This window comes from SAR202 cluster bacterium, from assembly GCA_009392515.1.
Taxonomy (GTDB): Bacteria; Chloroflexota; Dehalococcoidia; order Lucifugimonadales; family UBA6952; genus UBA6952.
In genome coordinates, this window is sequence record VFGE01000010.1 from 1 (window position 1) to 13,293 (window position 13,293).

At 34.4% G+C, this 13,293-nt stretch carries 6 protein-coding genes; all 6 read right to left on the bottom strand.

The annotated features are described in order from the left end of the window. Positions 1-100: 100 nt before the first annotated feature. Positions 101-874 carry an enoyl-ACP reductase gene (locus tag FI695_00235; protein MQG50390.1) on the bottom strand — a complete coding sequence of 258 codons (774 nt, stop codon included), beginning with the start codon at positions 872-874 and terminating at the stop codon, positions 101-103. Positions 875-956: 82 nt separating this feature from the next. Then, positions 957-1,358, bottom strand: coding sequence for a hypothetical protein (locus FI695_00240; protein MQG50391.1), 402 nt, complete (start codon positions 1,356-1,358; stop codon positions 957-959). A gap of 59 nt (positions 1,359-1,417) precedes the next feature. Then, positions 1,418-2,821, bottom strand: a complete 1,404-nt coding sequence (locus FI695_00245) for an MmgE/PrpD family protein (GenBank protein MQG50392.1) — start codon at positions 2,819-2,821, stop codon at positions 1,418-1,420. A gap of 140 nt (positions 2,822-2,961) precedes the next feature. Beyond that, positions 2,962-7,071, bottom strand: a complete 4,110-nt coding sequence (gene rpoC, locus FI695_00250; GenBank protein ID MQG50393.1) for a DNA-directed RNA polymerase subunit beta' — start codon at positions 7,069-7,071, stop codon at positions 2,962-2,964. A gap of 59 nt (positions 7,072-7,130) precedes the next feature. Beyond that, the gene (locus FI695_00255) at positions 7,131-10,907 is read right to left on the bottom strand and encodes a DNA-directed RNA polymerase subunit beta (protein ID MQG50394.1); all 3,777 of its coding nucleotides are present in this window, start codon (positions 10,905-10,907) and stop codon (positions 7,131-7,133) included. A 168-nt stretch (positions 10,908-11,075) separates the two neighbouring features. After that, the gene (locus FI695_00260) at positions 11,076-13,277 is read right to left on the bottom strand and encodes a hypothetical protein (GenBank protein ID MQG50395.1); all 2,202 of its coding nucleotides are present in this window, start codon (positions 13,275-13,277) and stop codon (positions 11,076-11,078) included. Between the last annotated feature and the right edge of the window lie 16 nt (positions 13,278-13,293).

A 13,293-nucleotide genomic window follows, 5' to 3' on the forward strand; every position in this document is an offset into this window, starting at 1 on the left:
TATTTACCATTGAAGTATAAATGTGGATGATAACGATGAATTATAGAAAAATGACCAGATCTACCCTCAGGAATACGTTTAAGTTTTGGTTTCTTATTACTCATACAGCCATTATGTGATAGCCAGCATCAACAGGTAAAATTGTACCTGTGATACCTGTTGCTAAATCACTACATAAAAATAACGCCGCATTACCTACTTCGTCATGTGTTATATTTCGTTTTAAAGGCGCTTTTGCAGCATGGATTTTTTTCATGTCTATAAATCCATGTATACCTCTAGCAGCTAACGTATCCATAGGGCCTGGTGAAAGGGCATTAACTCTAATCTCTCTTGAACCATATTCAGCAGCAAGTTGTTTAACTTCGTTTTCCAAAGCAGCTTTAGCTACACCCATAATATTATATCCAGGATATACAGATTGAGATGCCTGGAATGTAAGTGCAAGAATGCTACCACCATCATTCATTAACTTTGTAGCATTATTGACTAGAGTAATCAATGAGAAGGAACTTATTTCTAAAGCAATATTAAAGTTTTCACGAGATATTTCATCAAATTCACCCGCTAAATCTTCCCTTGGAGCAAAAGCAATACTATGAACTAAAAAATCTATATTCTTGTATTTATCCTTAAGATTAGCAAATAAATTTGAAACCGAATCATCACTTGAGACATCACATTCTTCTAACGATGCATTACTATAACCGTCTATAAGTTTTTCAACTCCCGACTTAAAACGTTCACTTTGATATGCTATAGTAACTTCCGCACCAGCATCTAAAAGTTTTTGTGATATCGCCCAAGCAATACTTCTGTGATTTGCCACACCAAAAACTATGCCTTTTTTCCCATTTAAATCTATATTAATCATATGCTGCCTCAATTTATCTTACCGAAAAATTATACTTGGTATCAGGAGTTATTTACACTATTTTATTTAATATTTGCAAAATTTAATTGTGTATTTCCATATCCGATGTCATTAGATTATCTACACATGCATAACATTCTCTTTCAACATGAGTATGTTTTTTCGGAATTCTACGAGAAAATATTTTATGATAAAAATGCCTCCACAAATAGAAGTACGAACCCCATTCTAATACTTGATGGGCATGACAATATTGATACAATAAAAAACCTAAACTTTTCTTGTCCTTAACTTGCAACTCTTTATTGAGATTTAATTTATTTTTATACATAAATATAATGGCGTTGCCAAATACCGATGGTAAAGTAAATGAAGGAAATGGAACGTAAGGAATAAAGATGATTCGTGTTTTTTCTAACGTATTTGTAGAAATTCCAAAATCATGTAACAAAGAACCAGTAATAGTATCTTTTGTATATTTCATTATTTCATTATATCAATTAATCAAAATTCTAAAAGAAAAAATGAATTGTATTTTTATCCCTAGTCAATACCAGTTGCTACATTAGCTATTGAAGCATCAACTATAGATGTTACATCCTCAACATCCTCTAAATTATCAATTAATCCTATAAGTCTTTCTATCTGTGATTTACTCAAACCGGCAAGTCTAGCATTATCTCTAAACTTAGTCTTTACATCTTCACCTTCTAAATGACGACCTATTTCAACCCTATGAGATAAGACTGTACCATCATTCATTTTTATACTGATTTCATTAAATCTTGCTGATTCAATGGCACGAGGTGGCAAATGAGCAAAATCATTATGCTGCTTAATATTTATTCGTCCTATTAGATCTTGAGCTTTGGATCTTAAAACCTTTCTATCGCTAAATGAATTAATATCTAGTTTATTATCCAACAAATATGCAGCTATGACATACCATAGACTAAACTTACCATTAAAACCAGTTTGAGGATCCCACATATTTGGTGCTATTTCTAACGGTTCTTGACTAATCAAAACTTCTACTTCAGTAATATCATCTGGGTTTATTTTTGTTTCGGCATTTATCTCTTCCAAACATGTTAAAGCGGCATGAGTCCCTGCACAACATGGCCAAGGCTTAATTCGTATTGCATTACATATAGCCAATGGATTTCCTAAATTCTCAGTAACACCATCTAAATTAGCTTGTTGATCTCCAAAAACTGCAAAATATCCATGGCGACCTTCAATAGAAGATGGATTTGCACTAAATCCTTTTTTAGCAAGCATTGCAGAAACAATACCACCACGAGCAGAATTACCAGGATGGTATGGTTTGGTCATATAACCGAAATTTGCACGAACACCTGAAGCGGTTGAAGTTGCTATTCCAAGAGCCGCTCTTGTCTCATCTACCGATAAATCTAGTATTCTACTTGCAGCAGCAGCTCCACCTAATGCACCCATGGTAGAAGTTTTATGCCAACCTCTCTCATAATGATCTGCACCAATATTCAAACCAACTTTAGATCCTACCTCAAAACCAACTGTGAAGGCATCCATAATAGCTTTGCCACTAAGTTTATATTGTTCACCTAAAGCTAATACTGTTGGCATCAAAACACATGCAGTATGGCCAAAACCTTTACCACTATCGTCATAATCAGCCCCATGAGTTAGTACACCGTTTGCAAAAGCAGCATTTACTGCTGAGGTTTCTATTCCACTTCCCAACAAACGAGAATCCGAATTTCCACCTAATTCTTCTGTAAATTCACTTATTATCCTTCCGATTGGACGAATCGTACTCTCTAAACATGTACCTATTCCATCTAAGATAGATTTCTTTATTTGGCTTGACGCCTCTTCAGGATAGCTATCAAATTTCGATTCAACGACAAATTTAGCTAATTTTTCTGTAGTGGACATATTAACCTCTCTTCCTAAAAACATCATCTTTACAAATTATTTTTTGAGAAAGCAGTATTATCTACCCATATCAGATATAAATCAATACCATGATAACTATAGTAGCTATAGCTATTACCTATATCATATTAAAAGATAAGGTGATTAGAAAAGTTTACTTTAGGAAATTATGAATCTTCTTCTGATTCTTCGGTATTTTCATTTTCCATTTGGAAACCACTAGATAGAAAATCTACACCATCAATATCTTCGATTGGAACAGCGGCAAAGGGATCAGAAGAAATAATATCATCAGATATAGATAAACTTTCTACTAAATCTTTATCTTCATCAGCGCTTGAAACAGAAATGGTATCATCGTAATAAGGAAGATTATATCTTTCACGGCCTTCTTCAGAGATATCTAATCTGGCTGGAATTAACCTACCGATAATCACATTTTCTTTAAGACCAAGTAAAGGATCTGTGGATCCACTTACTGCTGCTTCTGTTAGTACCCTTGTAGTTTCTTGGAAGGACGCAGCTGCAAGGAAACTTTCAGTATTTAAAGACGCCCTGGTAACTCCAAGAAGAACTGGACTTCCAATTGCAGGATTACCGTTTTCTTCAATAATTTTCCTGTTTTGTTCCTCAAATACGAATCTATCGATCATCTCGCCGGGTAAAAGTTCCGTATCTCCAGCTTGATCTACTCGAACTTTTCTAAGCATCTGACGAACAATAATCTCAATATGTTTATCATTAATTGTTATTCCTTGTGAACGATAAACGGCTTGAACTTGTGAGATAAGGTACTTTTGGACAGCCTCTCTACCTAAAATACGCAATATATCTTGGGGATTTTGAGGACCAACGGTCAGGGCTGTTCCTGCTGTAATAATCTCACCGTCTGTTATATTTAAACTTGCAGAAAGTGGAATTAAGTATTCACGCCTTTGTATTTCTTTCCATTTCAACTTTATAGAAGTTTTATTTAATTCAACTACTCCAGAAATTTTAGCAATCATTGGTAAATTTTCATCAGAATCTTCATCTGTTTTCTTGGAAGATTTTTTAGGCTTGTATTCTGCTAAAATATCACCTAGTTCAACTGATTGTTTATTTTTTACAATGAATTTATACCCTTCTGGAAGAATATATTCTTCATCAACATCTCGTTCATCAGTTACAACAATACGGCGTACCTCTAAGTCGTTAACTATTTCAACTACACCGTCAATTTCACTTAACGTTGCAACACCCTTAGGAACCCTTGCTTCAAATAATTCTTCTACACGAGGTAAACCTGAAGTTATATCATCTCCAGCAATTCCTCCAGTATGGAATGTTCTCATTGTAAGCTGTGTTCCAGGTTCTCCAATACTTTGTGCTGCTATAATTCCTATTGATTCTCCTATAAGTGGAGTTTGACCTGTAGCAAGACTTTGACCATAACATTGTCGGCATATGCCACGCCAGCAAGTACAAGTTAAAGGAGAGTGTACCTGAACCCGTTTTACTCCTGATTCAATAATTCTCTTTGCCATTAATCTATCAATAGTAATCAGCTCTTCAACTAAAATTTCTCCTGTATCTGGATGAATTACTTTTTCAGATACTACTCTTCCAGTAATTCTATATTCAAATGGGGGACGCAATGGATTGTCAGGTTCGTCCTCAATCCAATAACCTTCTGTAGCATCACATTCTTCATGCAATATAATTACGTCTTGTGATATATCTATAAGCCTTCTAGTCAAATATCCGCTATCTGCAGTTCTCAAAGCAGTATCAGTTAATCCCTTTCTAGCACCGTGAGTTGAGATAAAATATTCAAGAACCGAAAGACCTTCACGGAAACTTGATTTAATCGGCAATTCAATAATTCTACCACGAGGATTACTCATTAAACCTCGCATACCTGCCATTTGTTTAATTTGTGCCAAGTTACCTTTAGCACCCGAATTTGCCATCATATAAACCCCACCATAGCCAGGTAGTGATTCTCTTATTACACCAGTCATATCGTCACTAGTTTTTGTCCAAATAGCAATTGATCGTTGGTACCGTTCTTCATCACTTAACAATCCATTTAGATATTCTTCCTCAATTTCATCGACATCTTCAGTAGCTTGATTTATCAAAGCCTGTTTTTTAGGAGAAATTGTAATATCATTTATTGAAATTGTGGTACCAGATTTTGTAGCATAACCAAAACCAATTTTTTTAATTGAATCTAATATCTCAGCAGTAATTAAATTTCCTAACTCTGCATAACATTCGTTAATCAATTCACCCAAATTGTCCGAATTCATTTCAACATTTCTAAATGACAATTCTTTTGGAAGAATTTCATTAAAGATTATTCTACCTGCAGTAGTATCTATCCATTCATCTTCTACTTTAATCGAAATCAGATCATGTAACCCTATTAAATCAGCGTCATACGCCTGTCTAGCACTTGTAGAACTCAAATATCTATTGTTTGTATGTACTGCTTCTTCTTCAATATGGGTGAGATAATAACAACCTAAAACTATATCTAAAGTAGGCGACACAATTGGTTCTCCTGAACTAGGTCGTAGCATATTATGAGTGCTGAGCATTATTTCACTCGCCTCTCTAACTGCTTCTTCTGATAATGGGACATGAACAGCCATTTGATCTCCATCAAAATCAGCATTAAAAGCAGTACAAACTAATGGATGTAGACGAATTGCACTTCCTTCTACTAAAACTGGTTGAAAAGCTTGAATACCTAATCTATGTAATGTTGGAGCTCTATTAAGAAGAACAGGTCTCCCCGATATCACTTCTTCTAAAATATCCCAAACTTCTTCCCTCCCATTTTCTACCATTCTTTTAGCACTTTTTACATTGTGTGCATGACCTTCCATAACTAATCGATTCATAACAAAAGGCTTAAACAATTCTAACGCCATTTTTTTTGGCAAACCACACTGATGCATTTGTAGTTCGGGACCAACAACAATAACAGATCTCCCACTATAATCTACTCGCTTTCCAAGTAAGTTTTGTCTAAATCGTCCTTGTTTTCCCCTCAACAAATCTGATAAGGATTTTAGTTTATGGTTATGACTTCCAGCAATAGCTCTTCCATGTCTACCGTTATCAATTAAAGCATCAACAGCTTCTTGTAACATTCTTTTTTCATTACGAACAATTATTTCAGGAGCTTCAAGTTCTAATAACCTTCTTAGCCTGTTATTTCGATTGATAACTCTTCTATATAAATCGTTTAAATCACTCGTTGCAAAACGACCGCCATCTAGTTGTACCATTGGCCGTAAATCAGGAGGTAAGACTGGTAAAACTGTCATTATCATCCACTCTGATCGGTTTCCGCTACGACGAAATGATTCAACAATTCTTAGTCTTTTAACAGCCTTTTTACGTCTCTGTCCTGCTGTTACTTTTATTTCTTCAGCTAGTTCATCTCTCAGAACATCTAGATCAATACCTTCTAAAATTTCCATGATTGAACCTGCACCCATAGCTGCAGTAAATCTATCGCCTAATGAATCTCTAAGTTCACGATATCGATTTTCAGTAAGAAGCTGCATAAGAGCTACTTGTTCAATATCATCAATTTTAATTTTAATTTGTGCTAAAGAAGTCTCAAAACTTGCTTTAATTTCAGTTGCAATTTGAGAAATTTTTACTAACTCTTTATCATCATCAGATTCAGAGACAGCTAATAATTTTGCTATATTTTGTTCATCAAAAACACCATAATCTAATTTATTGTGTTCAATATAATTGTTTACTGCCGCAAGAATTGCTTCCATACTATTTTGTTCTATTTGTTCTTCTTGCTGCCGCATCTCACTTAATAATAAATCTAAAGATTCTTGATCTATGGAAGTAATAATATATTGAGCAAAATATAACACTCTTTCTAAATTTCTAGGTGAAATATCTAATAATAAACCCAAACGTGTAGGAGAACCCTTAGCAAACCATATATGTGCAACTGGTGCGGCTAATTTTATATGACCCATTCTTTCTCTACGAACTTTACTTCGTGTCACCTCTACACCACAACGATCACAAATAACGCCCTTATAACGTAATTTTTTATACTTGCCACAATAGCATTCCCAATCTTTTGTAGGGCCAAATATCTTTTCACAGAACAATCCATCTTTTTCAGGACGCAAAGTTCTGTAATTTATTGTTTCAGGTTTTGTTACCTCTCCATAAGACCAATTCAAAATTTGTTCTGGAGATGCTATACCTATTTTTACCGCATTAAATTCAGGAGTTTCAGTTGTCATCCTTTATCTACCTCTTTGTGTATTTATGTATGCAAATTGATATTAAGATTGTTGAATAATTAAAGTTCTTCATCCACATCTACGGAATCAATAAATCCACTATCTTTTAAATTTGCCAAATTACCGGCTGTATCCAAATTGGAAGCAATTTCATCATCCTCAAAACTTGGAATTATTTGGTCAGTGTCTATATCCATATCAAGTAAGGCAGCCTCATCATATTCATTTAAAAGGCCAAAAGGTTGGTCTGCTTCTCGTAATAATTCAACCGAAAGACCTAAACTTTGTAATTCTTTTAGAAGTACATTAAAAGATTCTGGAATTCCAGGCTGTACTATATCTTCACCTTTAATAATTGATTCATATGTTTTTACCCGACCTAATACATCATCAGACTTAACCGTTAACATTTCTTGCAAGTTATGAGCAGAGCTATACGCTTCTAATGCCCAAACTTCCATTTCTCCAAACCTTTGACCTCCAAATTGAGCCTTACCGCCCAAAGGTTGTTGTGTTATTAAAGAATATGGACCTGTAGATCGAGCATGTATCTTATCTTCAACTAAATGAATTAGTTTGAGCATATAAACAAGACCTACTGTAACTGGCATATCAAAAGCCTCGCCTGTTCTACCATCATACAGTTTAGTTTTTCCAAAAGTCGGTGGAACATCATCATGGTTAGCATTTAACTCTCTGATTTTGTCATTTAACTCTTCTCTGGATAAACCATCGGTAGAAACATTGCGATTATTAAGCCAGATACGATGGCAAGCTTCTGTAGCTAATCCGACTATATCTTCTCGATAAATTTCTTCATAGTTATAACCTCTTTCAGATAGCCAATCTCTTAGTAAATCAAGGTTTATAGATCCATGTTTTTGTATACAAGCAGATTCGGCCACAAACCAAGATTTAGCTAAAGTATCCTGAATTCCAAGATCGCTTGCGCCATCAAATACTGGTGTTACTGCATCAAAATTCATTCCTTTAGCACCCATACCCAGATGAGTCTCTAAAACCTGGCCAAGATTCATTCTTGAAGGGACTCCCAATGGGTTCAAAATTATATCTACTGGGGTACCATCAGCTGTGTATGGCATATCTTCTACTGGCATTATTCTAGAAATAACCCCTTTATTCCCATGACGTCCCGCCATTTTATCGCCTACTGATATTTTTCTAGTTTGTGCAATCCAAACTCTCACTAGTTTATTTGCTCCAGCAGGTAAATCATCTCCATTGTCTCTACTAAATATGCTAACTTTCGTTACTTTACCTCTTTCACCATGCGGAACTCTTAAAGAAGAGTCCTTAACATCACGAGCTTTTTCTCCAAATATAGCCCTCAATAGTTTCTCTTCTGCACTTAAGTCTGTTTCGCCTTTTGGCGTAATTTTACCGACTAATATGTCACCTGGACCTACTTCAGCCCCAGGCATAATTATTCCATCTTCATCCAAATTTCGAAGACTTTCCTCTCCGACATTTGGTATATCTCTTGTTATTTCTTCCGGACCAATTTTTGTATCTCTAGCCTCACATTCATGTTTTTCAATATGGATAGAGGTAAATTTATCTTCTTGAAGCAATCTTTCGCTTACAATTATTGCATCCTCAAAGTTATATCCTTCCCAACTCATAAACGCTACTAGTACATTTTGTCCCAGTGCCAATCTTCCACCATCAGTAGAAGAGGAATCAGCAATTGGTTGACCTGCATAAACCTTATCTCCTTTAAAAACAATAGGTCTTTGATTCATGCAAGTACCTTGATTTGTCCTAAAGAATTTTCTTAATTGATATTCATGATCTTTGCCTTGATTATCTTTTATAACTATATAGTCACTTCCACAAACTGTAACTTCACCATCTACGTCAGAAATCACTACCTGGCCTGAATCAATAGCAACTCTTCGTTCCATACCCGTACTAACAATTGGAGCATCAGGTCTCAATAATGGAACTGCTTGTCTTTGCATATTTGAACCCATCAATGCTCTATTAGCGTCGTCATGCTCCAAAAAAGGAATTAAAGCGGTTGAAACACTAACAATTTGTTTTGGAGAAATATCCATATAATCAATCTGGTCAGGACTTTCAATTGCAAAATCCTCACCCCTTCGAACTTCAATTTTCTCGCTAGAAATTTGTCCTTTTTCATCAAGTATTGCATTTGCTTGAGCAATTACATACTTTTCTTCATCATCGGCAGATAAATAATGTATATGTTCGGATTTATCTGTAACATAAGCCTGAACTTTTATTTTCATTTCAGGTATAGAACTTAATTTAGTAAAAGTTCTATTTGTAACTACAGATCCTTTTCTAATCATAGTTTTACCTTGATCGTCTCTTACAGGTTCATTAATTGTTCTACCAATCAACTCTCCATCATGCGAAAGTAATTCATGAATAACCTTTCTATAAGGTGTTTCAATAAATCCAAATTCATTGGTACGAGCATAAGTTGCAAGTGAACCCAACAAACCAATATTTGGACCCTCAGGTGTTTCAATAGGGCAGATTCTGCCATAGTGAGAATGGTGTACGTCTCTTACATCAAACCCTGCTCTTTCTCTAGATAAACCTCCTGGTCCTAGTGCTGAAAGTCTTCTCTTATGAGTTAACTCAGCCAATGGGTTAGTCTGATCCATAAATTGGGATAATTGAGATCCACCGAAAAATTCTCTCACTGCCGCGCCCACTGGTCTCTGATTAATTAATGAAGAAGGTGTTGTGGTTTCCGGGTCGTTAATGGTCATACGTTCTTTTACAACACGTTCCATTCTAACGAGACCTACTCGTAATTGATTTTGTATTAATTCACCAACGGCACGAACTCTCCTATTGCCTAAATGGTCAATATCGTCTGGAGTTTCACGACCATTATTGATATCTAGAATTTTCTTAACCACTGCCACAATGTCTGACTTGGTAAGAGTTTTATCTTCGATATTATAATCACCACCTAGTCTCTTGTTAACCTTATATCTTCCCACCCTGCCTAAGTCATACCTTCTAGGATTAAAAAATAAATTGTGCAACATCGCTTCGGAGTTTTCCAAAGTTGGAGGCTCTCCTGGTCTTATATGTCGGTATAATTCAATTAAAGCATCTTTTCGCTCTATAGCATTAGGATCGCGATCAAGAGTAGTTTTGATATAAGTGTGGTCTGCATCAGTATCAAAAGATTTAAATTCTTCTAAAATAGCTTGAGGTGAATCAAAACCTATTGCACGCAAAAACGTGGTTACAGGTATTCTTCTTTTCCTGTCGACTTTTACAGAAATTATGTCCCTCGAACTTGTTTCAAATTCTAACCATGCACCACGATATGGAACAAATTTAGCATTTCCCATTTTTCTTCCTGTTACAGGATCTTCTTCGACTGTAAAATATACACCTGGAGATCTAACAAGCTGACTAACTACAACACGTTCAGCACCGTTAATAATAAATGTACCGTTTGATGTCATAAATGGTATATCAGCAAGAAATATTTGATTCTCTTTGATTTCTCCGGTCTGTTTTATTTTCAATTGGGCAGTAACATATAAAGCCGATGCATAAGTTTTTTCTAATTCTCTACATTCTGATTCACTGTATTTGGGTTCTCGGAACTCATGACTTACAAAATTTAGCTCGTAACGAGTATTATTAAAATCCTCTATTGGTGAAATTTCATTTAATAATTCTGTCATTCCCTCTGTTTTAAATGACTCAAAAGATTGACTCAATACCTGAATTAAGTTTGGCACACTTGCTTCAAGGGTACTCGAAGCAAAACTATTTTCAATACGCTTAATACTGGCAGAAGGTTCAATAGCAACCATATGAAACACACTCCTTATTGAATGTAAAAAATACCATCCCATAAGGAATGGCAAAAAGAAAATGGGATACCCCAGCTATTTTGGAAACTTATATATGATATGATAAGCCTGTTATATAAAATATAAACATCTATTATAATGTATATTTGAATTTATGTCAAACTAAAATCACTTAGTTTGCCCAATTATTTGTAGATTGGCTAAACTCACCAATAATTTCTTTTTGCCTGCGGAAGTGAAATGCACATCAACTACATAATCATTTCCACTTTCAGTACATAACAACACAATACCTTCACCAAAAGTTTTGTGTAGGACTTTTGTGCCTATTTCAATAGGATCTAATGAATGAACTTTTTCTTGTTGGTTATTATTAGAACTTGGTATAATCATATTTTTATTTATATTTGAAGTAGTTTTTTCTAAACTTTGTACATTTAAATCTGAAATATCTGATAAAAAACGCGAAGGAATACTAATTTGACTACCCTGTCCAAAACCATATCGTTTATATGCCCTTAATAAATAAAGTAGCTTTTCTGCACGAGTAATACCCACATAACAAAGTCTCCTCTCTTCTTCTAATTGTACTGGATCATCCATACTTCTTATGTGAGGTAATAATCCTTCTTCCATTCCTGCTATAAAAACCACTGGAAATTCTAATCCTTTTGATTGATGTAGAGTAATTAGCGTTACCGAATTTTCATTGGGATCTAAACTGTCTATATCACTAACTAAAGCTATCCTATCTAAATAATCTGTCATTGACGTTATTTCTTCTGTTTCGTGTAATTGTAAAGCCAGTCCTTTTAATTCCATTACATTTTCTAAACGATCAAGGCCATTAGTTTCATCCTGTTGAAGATATGCTTGGTATCCCACATCGGTAATTATTTTTTGAATTATTTCCGAAGGTGTTATACCTACAGATTCTGTGATTAATTTTTCTAACAAATTAGAGAATACCTCCATAGATGCAGCAGCCCGTCTTGTTAATCCAATTAATTGTTGCAATTCATCTGCCTTATTGAATGTAGTGAGAATTTGATAAATTGTTTTATTATTTTTTTTAGCGAAATCAACCAATTTATTATAGCTAGTAGTACCAATACCTCTTGGTGGAACATTAATTATTCGAGCGATACTAATATCATCATCCGGATTTGCAATAACCTTAAGGTATGAAATCACATCCCTGATTTCTTTTCGACTATAGAATTTAATACCACCTACAATTTTGTATGGAATTCTATTTGATAGACATGCCTCTTCTATTACACGTGATTGAGCATTTACTCTATACATTATTGCGCATTGATCCCATTTATATTTTTTCAATTTTACTAAACGTTCTATTTCATGAATAATTTTTTCTGCTTCTTCTTTTTCAGAATATCCTTCATCTACAATTAAAGCTTCTCCAGTACCATTATCAGTCCATAATTTATTGATAACATTTGCATTATTAGAAGCTATAAGTTTAGAAGCAGCATCTAATATATTTTGCGTAGATCGATAATTTTGAGAAAGATGAATAATCTTTGTATTTGGATAATCTTTTTGAAAAGACAATATATTTCTAATATCTGCGTTTCTCCATGAATATATTGATTGATTGGGGTCCCCCACAACACATATATTCTGATACTTATTGCCTAACAATTTCATTAAGGTATATTGAGCTATATTTGTGTCTTGAAATTCATCGATCATCAGATGTTCATATTTATTACTATAAAAATCAGAAATTTCTTTAGAATTTTGCAATAATTGTACGGCTTTCATTAGAAGATCATCAAAATCCAAAGCACTATTTGAATTTAAAGTATTTTGATAATTTTCGTATACTCTAGCTACGATTTCATCATAAAAGTTTTTACTTGTACCACTCAGTATTTCGTACGATATTAAATTACTTTTATGTTTCGAAATTGAAGCTAATACAGACCGGGAAGGAAATCTCTTGATATCTATTTGTAATTCTTTTAAGGATTCAGTTATAACCTGTAATTGATCATTATCATCATAAATAACGAAATTCTGATTCAGACCAATAAACTTTCCATGTTGCCTCAATATATAAACACAAAAACTATGAAAGGTTCCACATCGAAGATTAAAAGCATTTCTACCTGTGATCATATTGTTTATACGATCTTTGATTTCATTGGCAGCACGATTAGTAAAAGTTACTGCCAAGATATTTTGAGAATCAATCAATAGTTCACTGACTAAATAGGATATACGATGGGTTATAACCCTTGTTTTACCACTACCAGGGCCAGCTAAAACCAGCAAAGGCCCATCTGTTGTAGTGACAGCATCCTGTTGCTCACAATTAAGGCCAGAAAAAATTTGATCGTTCACAATTTATCACTAATTT

What these genes read in the sequence shown, in the direction of transcription:
- FI695_00235 (MQG50390.1), bottom strand. Translation starts at nt 874, where the DNA reads ATGATTAATATAGATTTAAATGGGAAAAAAGGCATAGTTTTTGGTGTG.
- FI695_00240 (MQG50391.1), bottom strand. Translation starts at nt 1,358, where the DNA reads ATGAAATATACAAAAGATACTATTACTGGTTCTTTGTTACATGATTTT.
- FI695_00245 (MQG50392.1), bottom strand. Translation starts at nt 2,821, where the DNA reads ATGATGTTTTTAGGAAGAGAGGTTAATATGTCCACTACAGAAAAATTA.
- rpoC (MQG50393.1), bottom strand. Translation starts at nt 7,071, where the DNA reads ATGACAACTGAAACTCCTGAATTTAATGCGGTAAAAATAGGTATAGCA.
- FI695_00255 (MQG50394.1), bottom strand. Translation starts at nt 10,907, where the DNA reads ATGGTTGCTATTGAACCTTCTGCCAGTATTAAGCGTATTGAAAATAGT.